The organism is Pseudomonas palleroniana, assembly GCF_003031675.1.
GTDB classification, from domain to species: Bacteria; Pseudomonadota; Gammaproteobacteria; order Pseudomonadales; family Pseudomonadaceae; genus Aquipseudomonas; species Aquipseudomonas palleroniana.
On record NZ_PYWX01000034.1, the window covers coordinates 99,981 to 121,067 of the forward strand.

General features: G+C 62.3%; 11 protein-coding genes. 4 read left to right on the forward strand and 7 right to left on the reverse strand.

The features are described from left to right. Positions 1 to 58: 58 nt before the first annotated feature. Entirely contained in the window at positions 59 to 1,759 is a 1,701-nt protein-coding gene (ureC, locus tag C9383_RS12840) for an urease subunit alpha (RefSeq protein WP_090367088.1), read from the forward strand. Here ureC and C9383_RS12845 read toward each other — a convergent pair. The 3 genes from C9383_RS12845 to C9383_RS12855 all read right to left on the reverse strand — a co-directional run bounded on the left by C9383_RS12845 (position 1,756) and on the right by C9383_RS12855 (position 14,428). After that, positions 1,756 to 7,644 carry an NEL-type E3 ubiquitin ligase domain-containing protein gene (locus C9383_RS12845; protein WP_090367090.1) on the reverse strand — a complete coding sequence of 1,963 codons (5,889 nt, stop codon included), beginning with the start codon at positions 7,642 to 7,644 and terminating at the stop codon, positions 1,756 to 1,758. The two genes, ureC and C9383_RS12845, sit on opposite strands and share 4 nt — an antisense overlap. A gap of 97 nt (positions 7,645 to 7,741) precedes the next feature. Further along, positions 7,742 to 13,381, reverse strand: a complete 5,640-nt coding sequence (locus tag C9383_RS12850; RefSeq protein WP_090367092.1) for an NEL-type E3 ubiquitin ligase domain-containing protein — start codon at positions 13,379 to 13,381, stop codon at positions 7,742 to 7,744. A gap of 108 nt (positions 13,382 to 13,489) precedes the next feature. Next, positions 13,490 to 14,428, reverse strand: coding sequence for a DnaJ C-terminal domain-containing protein (locus C9383_RS12855; RefSeq protein ID WP_090367094.1), 939 nt, complete (start codon positions 14,426 to 14,428; stop codon positions 13,490 to 13,492). Between the two features lie 239 nt (positions 14,429 to 14,667). On the opposite strand from C9383_RS12855, the gene C9383_RS12860 reads away from it, so the two are divergent. Next, on the forward strand, positions 14,668 to 15,936 hold the full coding sequence (locus C9383_RS12860) for an Hsp70 family protein (RefSeq protein ID WP_060755060.1): 1,269 nt from the start codon (positions 14,668 to 14,670) through the stop codon (positions 15,934 to 15,936). A gap of 140 nt (positions 15,937 to 16,076) precedes the next feature. Here the strand turns inward: C9383_RS12860 and C9383_RS12865 are convergent, their stop codons facing one another. From C9383_RS12865 to C9383_RS12875, 3 genes are all read right to left on the reverse strand, one after another. Continuing rightward, on the reverse strand, positions 16,077 to 17,090 hold the full coding sequence (locus C9383_RS12865) for an AI-2E family transporter (RefSeq protein WP_090367095.1): 1,014 nt from the start codon (positions 17,088 to 17,090) through the stop codon (positions 16,077 to 16,079). Between the two features lie 110 nt (positions 17,091 to 17,200). After that, positions 17,201 to 17,500 (reverse strand): PsiF family protein, encoded by a 300-nt coding sequence (locus tag C9383_RS12870; protein ID WP_060755062.1) that lies wholly within the window; start codon positions 17,498 to 17,500, stop codon positions 17,201 to 17,203. 71 nt (positions 17,501 to 17,571) lie between these two features. Beyond that, on the reverse strand, positions 17,572 to 18,360 hold the full coding sequence (locus tag C9383_RS12875) for an AraC family transcriptional regulator (protein ID WP_090367096.1): 789 nt from the start codon (positions 18,358 to 18,360) through the stop codon (positions 17,572 to 17,574). 97 nt (positions 18,361 to 18,457) lie between these two features. Here C9383_RS12875 and C9383_RS12880 point away from each other — a divergent pair, with 97 nt between their 5' ends. Further along, positions 18,458 to 19,333, forward strand: coding sequence for a DMT family transporter (locus C9383_RS12880; protein ID WP_060755064.1), 876 nt, complete (start codon positions 18,458 to 18,460; stop codon positions 19,331 to 19,333). 12 nt (positions 19,334 to 19,345) lie between these two features. Here C9383_RS12880 and C9383_RS12885 read toward each other — a convergent pair whose 3' ends face one another. Beyond that, entirely contained in the window at positions 19,346 to 20,236 is an 891-nt protein-coding gene (locus C9383_RS12885; protein WP_090367097.1) for an esterase/lipase family protein, read from the reverse strand. A 171-nt stretch (positions 20,237 to 20,407) separates the two neighbouring features. Between C9383_RS12885 and C9383_RS12890 the strand changes: the two genes are divergently transcribed. After that, complete coding sequence (locus C9383_RS12890) at positions 20,408 to 20,938, forward strand: ferritin-like domain-containing protein (RefSeq protein WP_060755068.1); 531 nt, start codon at positions 20,408 to 20,410, stop codon at positions 20,936 to 20,938. The last annotated feature ends 149 nt before the right edge of the window (positions 20,939 to 21,087 follow it).

Sequence of the window (21,087 nt, forward strand, 5' to 3'; positions counted from 1 at the left end):
GAGCGTCCTGAGCGGCATTCCCACGCAGAGCGTGGGAACGATCGAGGAATAACGTGCGATGAAAATTTCCAGACAAGCCTATGCCGACATGTACGGCCCCACCGTCGGTGACAAGGTCCGCCTGGCCGACACGGAGCTGTTCGTCGAAGTGGAGAAAGACTTCACGGTCTATGGCGAAGAAGTAAAATTCGGCGGCGGCAAGGTGATCCGCGACGGCCAGGGCCAGAGCCAATTGCTCGCCCATGAAGTCGTCGACACGGTCATCACCAACGCGCTGATCATCGACCATTGGGGCATCGTCAAGGCTGACGTCGGTTTGAAGAACGGCCGCATCGCCGCCATCGGCAAGGCCGGTAACCCGGACATCCAGCCCGGCGTGACCCTCGCCATCGGCGCCAGCACCGAAGTGATCGCCGGCGAAGGCATGATCCTCACCGCCGGCGGTATCGACAGCCACGTGCACTTCATCTGCCCGCAGCAGATCGAAGAGGCGCTGACCAGTGGCGTGACCACCATGATCGGCGGCGGCACCGGGCCTGCCACCGGCACCAATGCCACCACCTGCACCTCCGGGCCCTGGCACCTGGCACGCATGCTCCAGGCCAGCGATTCGTTCCCGATGAACATCGGTTTTACCGGCAAGGGCAACGCCAGCTTGCCCGAGCCGCTGATCGAGCAGGTCAAGGCCGGCGCCATCGGCTTGAAGCTGCATGAGGACTGGGGCACCACCCCGGCGAGTATCGACAACTGCCTGAGCGTGGCCGATGAGTATGACGTGCAGGTGGCGATCCACAGCGACACCCTCAACGAGTCCGGCTTCGTCGAAACCACCCTCGCCGCGCTCAAGGGGCGCACCATCCACACCTATCACACCGAAGGTGCCGGGGGCGGCCATGCGCCGGATATCATCAAGGCCTGTGGTTTCCCCAACGTGTTGCCCAGCTCCACCAACCCGACACGGCCGTTCACCCGCAACACCATCGACGAACACCTCGACATGCTGATGGTCTGCCATCACCTGGACCCGAGCATTGCCGAAGACGTGGCGTTTGCCGAAAGCCGTATCCGTCGCGAAACCATCGCCGCCGAAGACATCCTGCACGACCTCGGCGCGTTCTCCATGATCAGCTCCGACAGCCAGGCCATGGGCCGCGTCGGCGAAGTCATCACGCGCACCTGGCAGACCGCCGACAAGATGAAAAAACAGCGCGGCGCCCTGCCCGGCGACGGCGCGGGCAACGACAACTTCCGCATCAAGCGCTACATCGCCAAGTACACCATCAACCCGGCGATCACCCACGGTATCAGCCATGAGGTGGGCTCGATCGAAGTCGGTAAATGGGCCGACCTGGTGCTGTGGCGCCCGGCGTTTTTCGGGGTCAAGCCGACGTTGATTCTCAAGGGTGGGGCGATCGCATCGAGCCTGATGGGCGATGCCAACGCGTCGATTCCCACCCCGCAACCGGTGCACTACCGCCCCATGTTCGCCAGCTTCGGCAGCTCGCTACAGGCCACCAGCCTGACATTTATCAGCCAGGCGGCGTTTGCCGCCGGGCTGCCCGAAGCCTTGGGTTTGAAAAAGCAGATCGGCGTGGTCAAGGGCTGCCGCTCGGTACAGAAAACCGACCTGATCCATAACGACTACCTGCCGCAGATCGACGTCGACACGCAAACCTACCAGGTCAAGGCCGACGGCGTGTTGCTGTGGTGCGAGCCGGCGGAAATGCTACCGATGGCGCAGCGCTATTTCCTGTTTTAACTTGCGGCCAGCTCCTCACGGGTCAACGCTTCGATCAGGTTGGCCTCTTCGATCGCCAGTTGGGCCTGCAAGTCCTTGGCCTGTGCGGCATATTCATCGCCGGTCAGCAGGCCGGTCGCGGACTGCTCGTACAGCACCGCCAGGCGCTCCTGGTACGGCTTGCTCAGGGCATCGAACTGCGTGCGGTATTTATGCGTCACGTAGTCGAGCCAGAAGTCCCGGGACAGCAGCGCTTCGAACTCCTGCGGCGAATTGTCGAGTGCGAGCACCCGCGTGCGAGCGCTGTCGAGCATCGCCTGGGTGACATTCCCCATATTGGTGAATCGCACCTGTTCCGGTTGGCCGGGCAAGTCGAGCTGGTCGGCGTCCTTGAGGCCGAAGCGATACGCCAGGCGGATTTCGACCTCCTCCAGGCGGCTGACGCGTCGGGCTTTCTCGGCATCGCTCAAATGCGGCGTGGCGTTGATGGCAGCGGTCCGTTCGGCAATGTCGTTGAGGGCGATTTTTTCCACCTCATCCAAGCGGAACAGCCCCCGCGACAGTTTGCGCAATGCCGCGCCCTGGGTCGCGTCGGTGGCGGCTGCCCGTGCCTTGTAGACCATCGCCATGACTTCGAGGTTGCTGAACGACAACGCCGCCCGATCACAACACGCCGGCCGGCCGGCCCATTCGAACATCTGCTCGCGCAGGCGCTCCGACTCGCTGCTGTTTTGCGTGATGCAGTCGATCACCTCCCAGACGCGGCCTTGCAGGTCGGTGTGCTGCTCGCTGACCACGTGCAAATCGCTGAGCACCCGGAAAAACCCAGCGCTCCCCGGCCGTTCCCGCAGTGCCAGCCACTGAGCCCTGCGCGTCGCCAATTGCGCCTCGGAAAAACCCAGGCTCCAGCGCTCGAACACCAGCCCGGGGGCCGTATTCAAGAGTTCACGGTGCGCGATGCGCAAGGCCGAGACCACCAACAGGTTCGGGCTGCCCGGCTCACTCAATGCGTTCTGCTCGAGGCGTTCGGAATACACCCGCACCTGCGCCAGCGTCGCTTCGCTCAGCGGGTTGTTGCTCACGTTGGTCACCCGGCTCAGGCGCAACGATTGTGCCCGTTGTTCGGGCTGTGGCGCGACCAGGAAGTCCGGTAGCGTGGTGATCCGGTTGGCACTCAAGTCGACCATGTCCAGCAACGGCTGCTCACCCAACCCCGGCGGCCAGGTGTCGATATTGACGTTTTTCAGGCTCAGCGAACGCATGTCGGGAATCCGGCTGAAATCCGGCGCGATGCCCAACGGGTTGTTGTCCAGCCACAACGCCCGCAAGCTGGTGCGACCGGCCAGCACCTCGGCGGTCTGCGTCGTCAACTGGATCTGGTTTTTCTGCAAGAACAAGCGCGTCAGCCCGTGCATCTCACCCAGGGCCGGTGGCAATTCACGCAGTTGGTTATTCGACAGGTCCAGCCAGCGCACGCTGCGATAACGCGCCAGGAAACCTTCGGGGGAGGCGCTCAGCGCCATCCCGCTGAGCTTGAGCGAACCCACATGAGAGAAATCCGCATCCAAGTCCGGCAAGCTGGGCAGGCGTAGATTGCCCAGGTCCAGCTCCAGGCCGATGGGAGTACCGTCATGGGCGAGTTTCATCGGCGCCTCACGACGCCAGCATTGCAGGATGCGTGACTTGGCGATGTAGCGGTCATCCCGCGTCGTCGCGTTGCTGCGCAGTTGATCGGAGCGAATATAGCGTTCACTGGCGCCGCCACCGGAGAACGCCCAGGCGTTGAGCTGCTCGGTCAGCCTGTCGAACTCGGTCGCACGCCGCGCCAACTCGGCTTCGGCGCCCTCGCCCAGGCTCCAGATCAACTCTCTGGCGGCCTTGATGGTCTTGTCCGGGTACATGCGCTGCACCGTCAAAATGGCGGGGGACTCGACGGAAAACGCATCGGCAATCCCACTCTGTGCCAACTCCGGTACGACCTCGCCCAAACGCTTCCAATAGTTGTCCACTTCCAGCATGCAGGCCTCGGAGAACGGGTTGCCGCCGATCACCGTCACACCATTGATCTGTATCGTGCTCTGGAAATGTTCGGCCTGCGGGTAGAGGTGTTCTCGCGGGATCTCGCTCAGTTGGTTGTTGCGCAGGTCCACGCGCAGCAGATCGGCATGGCTCAGCAGGCCCCGAGGCCACTGGGTGATGCCGGTATTACTCAGGTCGAGGAACTTGAGGTGCTGCAGGGCAGTGAAATCCGGCGTTATGTGCAGGGGGTTGCCAGCCAGGTCAAGGCTTTGCAGTTGATCCAGCCCGGCGAGTTTTTCAGCGCTGGCGTCGGTCAGGCGAATGCGGTTGCCGCGCAAGCGCAGATGAGTCAGCTGACGCAGGTCGCCGACGATATCGGGCAGTTCCGTCATGCCGGTATCGCTGATGCGCAGTTCGCGGATGTGCATGAAGTTTTTCAAGAATGCCTGGGTGTCGGCATTCCACACGATTTTGCCGAGGGCCAGTTCCTCCACGTGACTGAAATCGGCGGTCAGCGCCGGCAGGCTGCGCGGGGCGATGGCCGACAGCGACAGTTCGCTGCCGGTTTCGCGGCGCCAGCAACGTCGGATGTCCATGGCGAACCGCGCGCCACTGGCATCGGACGGCGTATCGGTGGCGCGCACCCAGGTCTTGAGGCTGCGATCCAGGTTGGCGTAGTCGGCTTCCAGTTGCGTCAACCGGACCCGCACATCGGCCCCCAGGAACTGGATATACACACTGACATCGGCATCGGAAAACGAAGGGTACAAGCGCCGCACTCGCGCCTCATTGCTGCGCAGTGTATTCACCAGTTGCTTGAAACCGCGCCCTCCCCCAAGCAGGCGCATCGTGGGGTCAATGACCGGTCGGCGTAACGGGTGATCGAGCAACACCGTACGCAAGGGTTCGCGTGGCAAGGGGTTGCGCAGGATGGCCGACTTGAGCTGCGTCACGTGGGTGAAATTCATCGCCTGTTGTTCGGCCGGCGTGAGCACTTGCCACAGCGCCGTGTAAAAGTCCTCGCCCTGAAACTGCCCATCGGCGTCCTGCACCAGGATACGCCGCGCAGTGGCTTCGGGATGGCCGATGGCATCCAGCACCTGGCCTTCGGCAAAATGCTCGCGCAGTTCCAGGCGTGTACCGCGTGCCCAACCCGGCAACAGTTCCAAGGTGCGCAGCGCAAGACGCTGAGTGTCGATATTGCTCATCGAGTCGAGGAACAGGCCCTCATAGGCGCGGGATACGCGGACCTCCTGCTCGCTCCAGCGCAGCCGCTCATGGATCGGGCCGGGGAGGCGCCGGCTGCTGCGAAAGACTTGCAGGTCCTCGGCGCTCATCCCATCGAGCAATAGCTTGGCCACCGGCGCGGGCAATTGCGGGTAGGTGTTGAGCACACGCTGCACGTCGACATCGGCGGAGCAGTTTTGCGCCTTATAGCGTTCTTCCAGCAGCGAGCCTTTGAGCTGTTCGGCGGCGTCGGCCAGGTACAGGCGCAACTGGGCGGCGCGTTCGCCGAGCGTCTGCGCGGCCATGCCGGGTATGTCCTTGAGCGCCGGGTCGCTGCCTTGCAAGGTGTACAGCACCTGTTCGAGTAATTCGCCCCGCGCCTGTTGCACCGCATCCAGTGCGACGACCCGGCGAACCTGGGACGCGGGCGCCGGGTCGTTCCATAGCTCGCGCCCGTCACTGCCGAGCACACGCAGCGAGGGCTCGTTGGAGAGCATGCCACGGCGTTTCATCAGCTCCAGTTGCAGCGTCGCATCGGCCTTGGCGTAGGTCGCAGGATTGCGACTGCGCAATTGCTCGATACTGTTCTCCAGCTCGCGATGCAAAGCAAAGCGCTTGAGGCTGTCGGCCAACAGCCGCGGCGTGGCGTGCTGGTCGAACAATGCTTCACGCAGCGCCTCGGTCTCGACCCCGCTGGCCAGGCGCGCCTGTTGCAAGCGCTCGGCGCTGAGGTCGGCGGCCGGTTTGCCCAGTCGCCGCAGCAAGGTCGCCTCGCCCCAGGTCAGCGGGTCTTCGCCTTCGTGGGTCCAGGCACCTTCGCCGTTGTGCTCCAGCAGCGGACGATAGGCGTCCGTGCGGACTGGGTGCTGCACACGGTACTGGCCGGTGCCGGTTTCCTGCTCGACCTGATAGTGCTCGCCTTCAAGGACCAGCACCGGTTTTCCCTCGTGACGGTACAGGCCCAGGCCGTCGGGTTTGGCATCCGTGGCCATCTGGATATTGGCTTTGTAGCGTGACACGTCCGGGTTCCACAGCTTCTGCTTGCCGTCGGCCAGGATCACCGGCTTGAGCGCCTCGACCACACCGGACACTTGCACGTGGGGCAGCACGGTTGCGCCCGTGCCGAGCATGGCCACGTTCAGCGCAATGCTGGAAAAATGCGCCCACATTTCACGGGGCTCGCCTTGTTCGTAGGCATCGATGCCTTCGTACACTTCCTCGCACATCTGCGCGGCGCCCACCACCAGCATGAGCGGGCCAAGGCCCGGCACCACGAAGGCGGCCAGGTTGAACACGCTGAGCACGGCATCCTTGAAACCTTCCAACCGCGCCGCACGGGTCTTGGCGTCCTCGTCATCGGTGGGCACCGCCACGGCGCGGGCGTCGGCGAGGATTTTGTCGACATGGGCCTGGTGGCGGTGCTGCCACAGGTCGCCTTTGATGGTCGATTCGTCCATCGCCAGCTCCGCGGGTTGGACCGACCGCGAAGGCCGGCACAGCGCGTTGATTTTGTCGAAGAACGCACCTTGCTCGGACACCGGTACGAACCGGCTGAAGAAGCGCCGGTACTCGAGGCTCTTCAAGCGCTCGCCCAAGTCGGCCAGAAACTCGTACAGGTTGGCGTATTCCTTCAGCGGTTGCTGTGGGTCATCGGGCAGGTACACCACCAGGCGCTCGACCCGCGCCGCGCGCTTGCGCCTTGGCCCGATCAGCAACGGCCCGACCAACTCCACGCCCAGCAACTGCAGGTTGGCGAACGTCACCGGGCGGCCATCCAGCGTCGGCGCGGCCTTGGCGGCGAGCACATGCTTGAGCATCTGGTAAGCCTCACTGCTGACCCCGGCACCAACCAGGTAGCTGTTGGGCTTCTTGGCAAATTGCTGCCAGGCGATTTCAGTGCTGAGCGCCAGTTGCTGGCGCTGGTGCTCCTGCAGTTGCTTGACCAGCGCCTGGCGTTTTTTCTCGTCCTTGGGTTGCAGGATGGCCTTGATGTGTTGCTGGTACAGGCGACCCAGATCCAGGCTGCGACACAGTTTGGCGAACGCGGCGGGCGCAATGGGCTTGGCCTGGGAGTTGACCGCCGCGAAGTCCGGGATGACGTCGCCGTCGTAGCGGCCCCAGCCGGTGATGATTTCGCAATCGGCGCAACGCGCCGGGTGTTCTTCTTCGGGCAGGAAGTTGGCCAGCGCCACCTCCAGCAACGATACGCCCCGGTACTCCTCATCCAGCCGCGATGTGCGGGTGCGGTCAAAGCTGAAAAAACCATAGAAATCATCACGGGCGCCGGGCGCGAACTTGCGCGCCAGGTAGACGTTGCGCACGTCTATATCGAGCTTGAAGCGTTCCTTGATCGCGGCTTTAAGCAAGGGTTCGGCAAACGCTTGCACATCCTGGATCGTTGCAAGGGTGGCATCGACCTGATTGAAGATTGCGCGGTACCGGCTATGGCTGGCGGCCAGCGCTTGTTTTTGGGTGCCCGAGGCTTTGACGTACCACGCGGGCAATACCAGCGCGTGGTCGGCCAGTTCCTGCCGGCGCGGCGCCCGCGCCTGGCTGAACCAGCTCGGCACGCCGGCCTTGATAAAGTCGTAGTGGACACCCCGAAGGTCGGCATGGAACACACCTTCGGGGCGCGGTGCTGGGGTTTTGCGGTCTGACATGAGCGGTCGTCCGTCACTGATGGAAACCTCAGCCTACGCAACGACCGTGCGCCACAGTGCCTGCTTAGTTACCGCACAGCGGCACTGAACTGCCGCCTCAGGCGGTGGCCTCGAGGGCTGCGACTTCCTGGCGTGATAAGGCCAGCAGCCGTTGGTTGCGCGTGGTGTCGAGTTCGATCTGCAACGCGGTCACCGCCGCACCGTAGGCTTCGTCCAGAGCCTGATGCTCATCCTCCAGGCGCGAGCGACGCTGCTCGGACTCGCGCTCGAGGGTGTCGAACGACTCGGGGTATCTGGCCTTGAGGTAATCCACCCAGTAGCTGCGGCTGATCAGGTCTTCGTAAAACGGCTCGCCCTGTTCGGCCTGCTGTACGATTTCAATCGCCTGTTTCAGCACCTGACCCCGGATCGGCAGGCCGGACAGCATGCCCTGCGGCTGCCCGGGCAAGTCCAGTGGGGCCTTGAGGCCAAGGCGGTATTCAAGGCGCACTTCGGCCTTGTCCACATTCGCTCCCGCCACTCCATCCGCCAGTTTCTCCACCTCGCCCAGGCGAAACAGGCGCCGCGACAGGCGTAGCAATGCCGCGCCTCTGGCCGGCAGGTCATGCGGGTCGATCTCCTGTACCGCCTGGTACTCGAACACCTTCACTTCCAGCTCGCTGAAGGTCAGCATGCGTCCGTCCGCGCAGGTACCGTGCGTGCTCGACAGGCTGAACAGCAATTGACGCAATTCGGTATTGGCAGTGGCGGCCTCGATCACCGTCCATACGCGGCGGGTCAGGTCGGCGGAGTCCGCGCGATAGTCTGCGGATAACCGCAGCCGGGCCAGCAAATGGAAAAACGCCTGATTGTCGGGCTCGCTTGCCAATTGCAGCCACTGCTTACTGCGCACGTGAGTTTCGGGCACAGACAAACTGAAGACCCAGGGCAACAACTCCGTACTACTAGAGTCATCCTGCGCAAGCACCTCGTAGCCTTGAGCAGATGACACATGAGTTCCCAAGGTCTCTTCATCGCTATCCGGTTCAATATCCGGCAAGGTCCTTGCGCGCTGCATCGGTCTCATTACACGAGGGCTGGACAGGGGGCTCCCGAGAGGCGAATCATCCGTGCTGTCAATGTGGTAGTCCGGCCGTGGAATCCCAGTCGCCCAATTCAAAGGCTCAGGCGCCGGAGCAAGCGGTGTCTCGTTCCTTTCTCTGACCCTGGACGGCCAAAGTATGGGCCTCAATGACGCACCCGATTCCGACGTTTGCCTGTAGACGGTATCCAGAGGCGGTACGCCGGAAAAGCTGTTGCGAAAATCGTAGTTCAACTGCCAAAGAGACCGCTCCGCTCCCATTACTAGCGCAGTCACATGGGAGAAATCACCGCTGAGGACAGGCAGGTCCCGCAGTTCGTCAGTGGGTACGCCGGAGAGGTCCAGGCTCGTGGAAACCCCTGATACGTCATAACGCTTCATCAAACCTTCAACCCAACAAGCCATAAACATCCGTATCGTTTGTTGCCTGCCCAACCTCACGGCCACCGACGTCCCCCTGTCATGCCATTGCTCCAGTTCACGCAACTGCGCTGCGTATTCATCGCTGAACGCCTCGACGGCTTCGAAGCGGGTCTGGGCGTCCGGCCAGCGATCGACAATCCTGTCGATCAAGACATACAGACGCGAGCTCGGGTGGTACGTGACCGGCGCAATGAACTGGCCCATTCGCTCGATCTGGCCCATGGCATGCCCGGCCACCATGTGCTCCAGGTCGACCTCGTGCTGGGGGTGGTTCTTGATGTACTCATAAGCCGGCTTGAAGTTTTCTCGCGTCAATTTCGACCAGTCCAGCGACAGGCCCGCCCAAAGCTTTTCATGCCCCGGCTGGAGCAGACGCGCAGGTAATTGCCGCACGGTCGAGTATTGCAAGTTCAGGCGTTCGAGTTGAGGCAGGTCCAACGTGCTTTCTGGAAAGTGGCCCTGGTGGGTGTCGGAAATCGTCAGTTCGCGCAGCTGGGTCAGCGGGCGAACATCCAGATGATCGAACGAGGTGAGTACGCGATGCAGCTTCAGCGAATGCAGGTTGACCAGGCTCGCCAATTCGGCGGCCGCTTGGGGTTGGAATTCCACGAGGCCGTCGAGGGTCAGCGCCCTCAGCTCGGGCAGGCGATGCACGCCCGAGGGTAGATGGGGTACACGCTCCGAGGGCACATCCAGCCTGAGTTCGCGCACATTGGGAAAACGCTCCAGCATCTGGTTGATGTCGCGATCCGTTGGGGTATCCCCGCTAATCCGCAACTTACGCACATGGGAAAAATCGGCATCCAATAACGCCGGCAGTCGATCCTGGGCCGAGATTTCCAGTGCCGTATAGCGTGGGTCTTCGGCGGCCAGCGGCGCGTTGCGCCAACTGTCCTTGATGCTCAGGGCTGCGCGCTGCTTGCTTCTGCGGTTACCACCACGTGCGGCAACCCACTGGTCGAGCCTGGCTTCCAGGCGTTGCCATTCGCTCAGGCGATCATCAAGCAGGCTGAGAATTTGCGAGTTGCTCTTACCCGCGCGCAGTTGTTCGAGAATAAACCCATTGGCCTGCTGCTCCGTCAGTTGCGGGTAAACGTCCCGCACTCGTCTGACCAGTGCCGGCGCTTGCCCTTCCCCGCGACCACTGGCCGGGTAGCCCAAACGCATCCGGCCGATACGCTGCGGCGGTCGCAGGCGCGGCAGGCGCCTGTCGAGGACCTGCACCGCGTCGGCCGGGTGGGCGAGCGCATACTCGGTGATCGCCTGGCGCAACTCGGCACTGCGGGCCACCTCGGCAATGCCCAGGGCCTGGCGGGCGGCATCCGGCAAGGCATGCATCAACGACGGGTAAAAATTGTCGCTGTCCCTGGGCACGCTGTTGAGGGTTTCGCCACGCTCGTTGAAGGCTTGGTAGGACGGGCCTTTCTTGACCAGGTATTTGCGCTGCGTGGCGCGGGTGTCGCCAACGCCTGCAATCAACTGCCCGTCGATGCCGCCGTCGCGGATTTCCAGGCGCAGGTCGTCCGGCCAGCCCGGCAATTGGCCGAGGGCATGCAGGGCCAGGCGTTTGCTGTCAGTGGCGGCCAGGTTGTCCATATGCAATCCGGCCAGTGCTCGGCTGACGCGCCCCTGGCGTGCATGCCAACGTGATTGTTCCAACAGTGACAGAGGCGCGCGCGCAGTGCGCAGGCGGGTCAACTCCTCAGCAGAGGCGTGGTCCAGCACACTTTGCGCCGCCGGTTCACTTAAACCTGGGGTCAGGCGCTGCAGTTTCTGTACATCGGGGTCCTTGGCCGCTCGGCCTTGGTAGAGGCTTTCGAACAACGCCGGCTGGCGGGTACGGGCAAAGTCGGCCAACTGCTTGCGAAACTCCTCGGGCCGGGCGGCTTCGACACGGGCCGCTTCACCGCCCAGCAAACGGGTGATTTCCGCACCATCGAGGGACGCGAGGAGACGCACCGGCAACTGGCCGCCGAGCACGTCGGCGCGGCTGATTTTGATCGGCGCCTTGGCCGTGCCCTCCGAAGGTAAATGCTGGCTGCCGTATTGAATCGAAGGGCCGCTCAGCTCGGCGTTCTCGAACACTTGCAGCACTCGCCCCACGGGCCAGCGCGGTAATTCGCAGACCAGTGCCGGGGCGTACAGGTAACGTTCATCGATCGGCTGCTTGCCCTCCAACTGCGCCAAGACCTGCTGCACGCCTCGTTCGGCCTCGAACAGGCGCAGGGTATCGGCCAACTCAGGCGGCGGCGCGGCGTTGTCCAGATGCATCTTGCGCAGGCTACTGTCGCTGACCCCGCTGATATCGGCGGCCCTGAGCAACGCGGCGTCACTGTAGCCGTCGACAATCGGCCCCATACGCCGCAGTAATGTCAGGCGGTCCCACGCCAGCGGCTGCTCATGCACCTGACGCCAAGCACCGGCGCCGTTATGCACCAGTGGCGGTTGATAGGCCAGTGCATCACTGGGGTGTTGGATGCGCCAGCGCTGCGTCGACTCATCAAAGGCGTGCTCGACCACCTTGTCGCCCAGGCGCAGATAATGTTTGCCGGCGACTGCGTACTGCCCCAGCGGGTTGGCCTGGCCCTCAAGCTTGAGGTCCTGGTGATACGCCGACAGGTCCGCCCGCCACAGCTTTTGCTTGCCGTCGGCCAGGATCACCGGCCTGAGCGCATCCACCACGCCGGACATTTGCACTTGGGGCAGTACCGTAGCGCCGGTGGCAAGCATGGCCACGTTCAGCGCAATACTGGAAAAGTGCGCCCACATTTCGCGGATTTCGCTTTGTTCGTAGGCTTCGATGCCTTCATACACTTCTTCGCACATCTGCAGCGCGCCCACCGCCAGCATGATCGGCCCCAGGCCCGGCACCACAAAGGAGGCCAGGTTGAACACGCTGACCACGGCGTCCTTGAATCCCTCCATTCGCGCCGCGCGGGCCTTGGCGTCTTCGTCGTCGGTGGGCACCGCCACGGCGCGGGCATCAGCGAGGATTTTGTCGACACTGGCCTGGTAGCGGTGCTGCCACAGATCGCCCTTGATGGTCGCTTCGCCCATCCGCCAGTCAGGCGGTTGAGGCAGTCGCGACGACTGATACAACGCATTGAGCTGTCGGAAGAACTCACCTTGTTCAGACACCGGCACGAACCGGCTGAAATAGCGCCGGTACTCAGTGTCTTTCAAGCGGCCACCCAGGTCGGCCAGAAATTCATACAGGTTGGCGTACTCCTTCAGCGGCTGCTGCGGGTCATCGGGCAGATACACCACCAGGCGCTCGACCCGCGCCGCACGGATGCGCGAGGGGCCGATCAACAGCGGGCCGACCAGCGCCACGCCGAGTAATTGCAGGTTGGCGAACATGGCTGGGCGGCCATCCAGCGTCGGCACGGCTTTGGCGGCCAGGACGTGCTTGAGCATCTGATAGACATCGTGGCCGATCCCCGCGCCGACCACGTAGCTGTTAGGCTTTTTGGCAAATTGCTGCCAGGCAATTTCAACGCTGAGCGCCAGTTGCTGGCGCTCGTGTTCCTGCAATTGGCTGGCGAGTGTCTGGCGTTCGATAACACTCCTGGGCAGCAGGATGGCCTTGATGTGTTGCTGGTACAGGCGCCCCAGATCCAGGCTGCGGCACAGTGTGGCGAACGCGGCGGGCGCGATGGGTTTGGCCTGGGAGTTGACCGCCGCGAAATCTGCAATGACCTCGCCGTCGTAATTGCTCCACCCGGTGATGATTTCGCAATCGGCGCAAGCCGCAGGCTTTTCTTCTTCGGGCAGGAAGTTGGTGAGGGCCACCTCCAGTAATGAAACGCCTCGATACTCTTCATCCAGCCGCGAGGTGCGGGTGCGGTCCAGGGTGAAAAACCCATAGAAATCATCACGGGCGCCAGCCGCGAATTTGCGCGCCAGGTAGACGTTGCGCACGTCTATATCGAGCTTGAAACGCTCCTTGATCGCGGCCTTGAGCAGCGGCTCGGCGAATGCCTGGACATCCTGGATCGTTGCAAGGGTGGCATCGACCTGATTGAAGAGCGTGCGGTATTTGGCATGGCTGGCGGCCAAGGCGCTTTTTTGTGCGGCGGTGGCCTTGATGTACCAGGCGGGGATGACCAGGGCATGGTCGGCCAGTGCTTGCTGGCGGGGCAGGCGAGCCTGGGAAAACCAGGGCGGGATGGCGCGCGTGAGGAAAGCGCCGTGAATGCCGGATGAAACGGCAGGGCGGGTGACGTCGGGCATGGTGTCGCTCCAATAGATGGGAGCGCTAGCACATCACGTCAATCGCGGCGGTCGGGCGTAGATAGTTGTCGCCATGCAGCGCCCCCCGCCGGGGCGCTGCACTGAGGGTCAGAAGTTTTCGCGCGGGTTGAACGCGGCTTTCTGCGCCAGCTCTTGCCACAGCGCCTTGACCTCATCGTCAGCCGCCTTCGGCATCACCGCCTTGAGCTGCACGAACAGGTAACCCCGCTGCCCGGCCTTGTTCAGCAAACCGTGGCCCTTGGCGCGCATGCGCTGACCATTCTGGCTGCCGGCCGGCACCTTGAGGTTGATCTTGCCGGTGAGAGTCGGCACCGCCACCTCGGCACCCAGCGCCAATTCCCATGGCGCCAGCGGCAGGTTGATCACCAGGTTTTCGCCGTCCACTTCAAATTTGGCGTGCGGCGCGAACTTGATGATCAGGTACAGGTCGCCATTGGCCCCACCGCCAATACCCGGCGCGCCCTGCGCCTTGAGGCGGATGCGCTCGCCGTCGGCCACGCCGGCGGGGATCTTCACATTCAGGCTCTTGGTGGTGTTGCTGACGTGACGGCCCGAGGCGTCATATTGCGGCACCTGGAAGTTGATCTGCTTGGACTCGGCAGACAGCGTCTCCTCGAGGGACACCGTCAGTTGCATCTCCACGTCCTGGCCTTTACGCCCGGCAGGTCGGCGCTGGCCACCGCCGAAAGCGTCGCCACGCGAGCCGAAGATCGAACTGAAGAAGTCCGAAAAATCGCCCGCATCCTGGCCGCCGCCGAAACCGCCACGGCTCTGCCAGCCCGGCGGCCCCTGAAACGGCTGGCCATGCTGGCCGTATTTGCGCAGTTCATCGTACTCCGCACGTTTGTCGGCGCTTTTGAGCGCCTCGTAGGCTTCGGACGCGTCTTTGAATTTCTCCTCGGCGTCTTTTTCCTTGCTCACATCAGGGTGATATTTGCGCGCGAGCTTGCGATAAGCGGCCTTGATTGCCTTGTCGTCCGCGCTCGGCTCAACGCCCAATATCTTGTAGTAGTCTTTGAAATCCATCGGCGGTTCACCATCCTAAATCGGGATCGCACAGCCCGGGGCACAACGTGCGCTGCTTTGCACCTGTTGAGTCTTGTGGCCTGGGAGTGCGTCAAAGTGTTATCGGCGCTTGCCGTATGCAACAGATGTGGGGGCAAATTGCGCACTTTCAAGCACGATTTAACAGAGCGTTGGCCTACGCATCCGCCTTCGACTGGCATACACTGCGCGGCCGTTTTTTCGACCGGAACCCGATAGACATGAACAGCCCCTCCCCAGCCCGTGCCTGCGGCATCGACTTCGGCACGTCCAACTCCACCGTCGGCTGGATCCGCCCCGGCATGGAAACGCTCATCGCGCTGGAAGACGACAAGATTACCCTGCCGTCGGTGGTGTTCTTCAACATCGAGGAACGTCGTCCGGTCTACGGCCGCCTGGCCCTGCACGAGTACCTCGAAGGCTACGAAGGCCGTTTGATGCGCTCGCTCAAGAGCCTGCTGGGGTCCAAGCTGATCAAGCACGACACCAGCGTGCTGGGCACTGCGATGCCGTTCAAGGACTTGCTGGGCCTGTTTATCGGCCAGCTCAAGAATCGCGCCGAAGCCACCGCCGGCCGCGAGTTCGAGGAGGTTGTGCTGGGCCGCCCTGTGTTCTTCGTCGATGATGACCCGCTGGCCGACAAAGAAGCCGAAGACACTCTGGTGGAGGTGGCGCGCAAGCTGGGCTTCAAGGAAGTCTCGTTCCAGTACGAACCGATTGCGGCGGCATTCGACTACGAGTCCACCATCGAAAAAGAAGAGTTGGTGCTGATCGTCGACATCGGCGGCGGTACTTCAGACTTTTCCCTGGTGCGCCTGAGTCCCGAGCGCCGCACCGTCGATAATCGCCACGCCGACATCCTCGCCACCGGCGGCGTGCATATCGGCGGCACCGACTTCGACAAACAATTGTCGCTGGCCGGCATGATGCCGTTGTTCGGCTATGGCAGCCGCATGAAAAGCGGCGCCTATATGCCCACCAGCCATCACATGAACCTGGCGACCTGGCACACCATCAACTCGGTGTACTCGCAAAAATCCCAGCTGGCGCTGGGCAGCATGCGCTACGACATCGAAGACACCGGCGGCATCGACCGGCTGTTCAAGCTGATCGAACAGCGTGCCGGCCACTGGTTGGCGATGGAAGTGGAAGAGACCAAGATCCAGCTGACCCACGAAGAAAACCGCCATGTGCCACTGGACCGTATCGAAAAAGGCCTGAGCGTCGACCTCAGCCGTGCCTTGTTCGAGTCGTCCATCGACAGCCTGCTGGAGCGGGTGCGCGGTAGCGTGACGCAGTTGCTCAACGACGCCTGCGTAGGCGTCGAACAGGTGGACACGGTGTTCTTTACCGGCGGTTCCAGCGGTATTCCGGCACTGCGCCAGAGCATCTCGGCGATGCTGCCGAAGGCGCGGCATGTGGAAGGGAATATCTTCGGCAGTATCGGCAGTGGGCTGGCGATTGAAGCCAGCAAGCGGTACGGCTACTGAGTTTCAGCTGGAAGACCGTGGCGCCCTCATCGGGAACAAGCCCCCTCCCACACTTGAATGTGTACACTCGTCAAAGTGTGGGAGGGGCGGTGCGACGATTCGACTTGCTCCCGATGGGGCCGGCCCAGACAGCAAAAGCCTTAAACCATCCCCCCGAGCTTCAGCTCACTCTTGAGATACGCATAGTAAATCGGCCCCGCTACAACGCCCGGCAAGCCGAACGCCGCCTCGAATACCAACATCGCCAACAGCAGCTCCCATGATTTGGCGCTGATCTGCCCGCCCACAATGCGCGCGTTGAGAAAGTACTCGACCTTGTGGATCACGATCAGATACCCCAACGCCGCGACCGCCACCCAAATCGACAGCGACAACGCCACGATCGTGATCAGGGTGTTGGACAGCAGGTTGCCGATCACCGGCAGCAGGCCCAGCAGGAAGGTCAGCACGATCAGGGTCTTGGTCAACGGCAGGTGGATGCCGCACAAAGGCAGCACCACGGCCAGGAACACGGCGGTGAAGGCGGTGTTGAGCGCGGCGATCTTGATCTGGGCGAAGACGATGTTGCGAAACGCCTGGACCAGCAGGTGCAGACGGTCGAACAGCGCGGCGGCCAGGGGTTTGCGTTTGGTCAGGTCGGGCACGCGCTGCAAGGCGATGATCGCACCGAGCACCATACCGATCAGCAGGGTGACGAACATGTGGGCGGCATCTTTGCCCACCAGTTGCAGTTCGCTCAGGTGTTTGCTCAGCCAGTCGCCGATGGCCACGCGGAACTCGGCGGCGCTGGCGGGCAAGTAGGCATCGAGGAACGGCGGCAACTGGCCGCGTGCGCGGTCGACCACCCCCATGAATTTGTCGAGGGAAGCCCCGGGGTTTTCCGCTTCGTGGAGCAGGAAGCTGATGGCACCGGCGAAGATCAGCGTCAGAACGCTGACGATCAATGTGCCGAGCAAGGCCACCGCGAGCCAACGCGCACGTCGCCCTTCGATCAGCCGTTGCAATTGCGGGGTGAGCATATTGACCAGCTCATACACCAGCAAACCCGCCAGCAGGCTAGGCAGTAGTTTCAATGGCAGGACCAGCAGCAACCCGCCGAAAATGATGATGCAACTGACCAGCAACAATACGTGACGCTGAGAAAACGTTGGCATACAGCCTCAAAACGAACGACGTTAAAGGATGTTGCTGCCGGAACGAAGTCGCTCGCCCCGGCAGCAGAGGGCTGTGTGCGAGTGTCGCAGCCTTCTATGGCTTGGGGCTATTACTTCTTCAGGCAAGTGCTCATAAAAGTCTTGCGCGCATCGCCGGTCAAGGCCTGGGTTTTCGCCGTGGCATTGCAGTCTTTCATCTTTTGCTGCTGAGGGGTCAGGGTTTTCGCAGCCGGAGCCGGGGCGGCCTTGAGGCATGTGCTCATGAAGGCTTTGCGCTCATCGCCCTTGAGCGCCTTGGTGGTGGCATCGGCGTTACAGGTGGTCATTTTGTTTTGCTGAGCGGTCTCGGCAAAGCTCTGGGAACACAGCAACAAACCGATCATCAACAGCGGAACACGCAACATCTTCATGGAGTTTTCTCCCTGTTACCGTGCCGAAGGGGCACGGCCTACGAGCAGTGTAGCCAAAACCTGTTACATCTTCAGCGTCCGCGAATATTTGACCGACGGTACTGCTCCGGCGTGCAACCGGCGTGGCGCTGGAACATGGCGATGAAGGCCGACGCGGTGCTATAGCCGAGGTCAAAAGCGACGTGTTGCACACTGCGTTCGCTGTCCAGCGCCTCGATGGCGGCCAGGTAGCGCAAACGCTGGCGCCACTCACCGAAGCTCATGCCCAACTCCCGCACAAATTGCCGCGCCAGGGTGCGCTCGCTGACGTGCACGTGCTCGGCCCATTGTGCCAACGGCCGATTATCGCCGGGCTCGGCTTGCATGCCTTCCAACACACTCAACAGCCCGGGATGGCGTGCGTAAGGCAGAAAGCAATCGTGGATCGGTGCTTGCTTGAGCTGGTCGACCAGCACCTGGGCCAGGCGAATATCAGCGTCGGCCTGCGGGATATTGACGCCGCGCTGGGCGAAATCGCGCAGGATGGCCTTGAGGATGTCACTGATGGCCAGGGTGCACGGCTGCGCAGGGAGTTGCTCGCAGAGCTCCGGGGCCAGGCCCACCGAATGGTAGACGATCGCCTCGGCATTGTAGGAACTGTGCTCGGTATGCGGCGGCACCCACACCGCATACTGCGGGGGCGACATGAAGCGGCTGCCCGCCACCTCCATGCGCATGACGCCGCTGGCGGAATAATCCAGCGATCCCCAGAAGTGCTCGTGTGGGGTGCACTCGGTATCGGGGGCGAAATCGGAGTAACGGAAGTACACGGGGCTTGGCAGCTGGCGGAAATCCGCGAGGCGTACGGTATGTCTGGCCATGTTGTCTGGATACAAGGGTCGGTTGTCTGGTTTGCAGTATAAGCCGCTATCCAGACAGCGGATAATCGCGCCTCGTCAATACACCAGGTTTCTCTCGATGCAATACGCGTATCCCCTGCTGGCCATTTTTATCTGGGCCGGCAACACCGTTGTCAACAAACTGGCCGTGGGCTCGATTTTCCCGTCGGAGATCGGCTTTTATCGCTGGCTGCTGGCGGCACTGTTGTTCACCCCGTTCATGCTCAAGCCGGTGATTGCCCATTGGTCGAACATCCGCCCGAACCTGGGCAAGGTCTTTATCCTCGGCGTGCTCGGCATGGCCGTGTACCAGAGCCTGGCGTACTACGCAGCGTCCCTGACGAGCGCGACCAACATGGGCATCATCTTGTCGTTGATGCCGTTGATGGCACTGACCGCCGCGATCATCAGCCTCGGCCAGCGTCTCACCTTCGGCGCCCTTACCGGTGCGGTGCTGTCATTTGCCGGCGTGGTCGTGGTGGTGTCGGCCGGCAGCCTGGGCGCGCTGCTGCAACATGGGGTCAACCTGGGCGACGGCATGATGCTGGTGGCCACGCTCGCCTACGCGGTCTACAGCACCCTGTTGAAAAAATGGCAGTTGCGCCTGCCACCGCTGGTGTTGCTGTATCTGCAAGTGCTGGTGGCCGTGGTAGTGCTGTTTCCGCTGTTCCTGTTCTCGGCCAAGGCCGGCTTGGGCTGGGCGAATATTCCACTGGTGCTGTACGCCTGCTTGCTGGCTTCGATGCTTGCGCCGTTGGCCTGGATGCACTCGGTGAAGACCCTGGGCCCCAGCCGCACCACGCTGTTTTTCAACCTGCTGCCGTTGATCACGGCGCTGATCGCAGCGTTGGTATTGAAAGAAGAGTTGGCGCTGTATCACTTGGTGGGCGGTTTGCTGACGTTGGGTGGGGTGATTCTGTCGGAGCGCTGGACCACACCGGTCAGGGCGGCCTGAACTCATCACGCTTTAAACCCCGGCATCCTTCAAGCGCCGCGCATGCTCGACAAACAAGCGGATAGGCTCGGCGCCCTTGCCCACCAGGCCCATGGATTGGTTGACGATATCGAAGTGATCCAAGGCATAGTCGTCACCGATCACCACCCCCAGGTGCGAGCTGTAGCGCCCGACCATGCCGTCGCACTGGCCCTTTTCCCGCACAAAGCTGCGGGCGAACAAGCGGCAGCTTCGATGGCTCCCGTCGAACAGGTTGCGCCCCCGGTCGGTGATGCCCGGCTGCAAGGTGCCCGACCACGAGTAATAGCGCACACCGTTGACCTCCTCCGGGCCCTGCCCGCCCCATGCCTGGGGTAGCCCCTGTGGGTACTGGCGATTGAACAGCGTTACGCCCTCGCTAGTCAGTGACTGATGCGAGGCGCGCAGATCCGCCTTGAAGCGCGGCCCGCGATAGCCGGTCTCCAGCACGCCCATGCCCCAGGCGACCAGATGAAACAGCGAGCTGATGATGCGACCTTTTACACCCTCGGGCGGGTAATGGAGATGGAAATGGTCGGCCAGTTCCGAGCCGTGGTTGGGGCCGGCCACCGAGGTCACCGATGCCACCCATTCCGGGTGCTTGGCCGCTGCATAGCGAGCAGTGAGCGCGCCCTGGCTGTGGCCGATCAGGTTGACCTTGTCGGCGCCGGTCTCACGGCGAATGCGCTCGATGTGCACCAGCAATTGCTCGCCGCGCACCTCGCTGGAATCGAGTGGCGCGACTTGCACAGGAAAGACCTGCGCCCCGCCCGCCTGCAGCGCCGGGACTATGCCGTACCAGTATGGAAACCCGCCCAGGCGCACAAAGCCCAGCATGCCGGGGACCAATACCAGGGGGTAACGTGTGGCCAACGAATGCGACATGAGGCAAGTTTCCTCGAAACCCAATGCCTGCAGCCTAGCCCAGCCTCAAGTCCGACTTATGACGCTGTCGATAAATCCGATAAAACTTTTGCCCTTGCCTGGGACTCACAACTGGACGCGATCACGCCGGCAGAGCGTGGCGCAACACCGGATTAGTACCAGGAGATCGAGATGACCCAAGCAAATTTGACCGACGTCGCCACCCTGCGCAGCCGCGCCCGCCAGAACGTCGAAAACGGTGCCGTCACCGAAGGCTACGATGCCGACCGCGAAGAAATCATCCGCTTGCTCAACGCATCGTTGGCCACTGAATTGGTCTGCGTACTGCGCTACAAGCGTCACTACTTCATGGCCAGCGGCATCAAAGCCTCCGTTGCCGCCGATGAATTCCTTGAACACGCGACCCAGGAAGCCGAGCACGCCGACAAACTTGCCGAACGCATTGTGCAGCTGGGCGGTGAGCCGGAGTTCAACCCGGACCTGCTGACGAAAAACTCCCACGCCCAGTACGTGGCCGGCAACTCGCTGAAAGAGATGGTCTACGAAGACCTGGTGGCCGAGCGTATCGCAGTGGACAGCTACCGCGAAATCATCCAGTACATCGGCGATAAAGACCCGACCACCCGCCGCCTCTTCGAAGAAATCCTCGCCCAGGAAGAAGAGCATGCCGACGACATGGCCGACATTCTGGAAAGCCTGTAACCCGGCAACATGCATGGCCAATATGGGAGGGGGCTTGCCTTAATGCCAGTCAGCTAAGGCTTAACGCTGTCTCTGTGGGAGGGGGCTTGCTCCCGATGAGGGTGAATCAGTCGATATCGCAATTGACTGACTCACCGCCATCGGGAGCA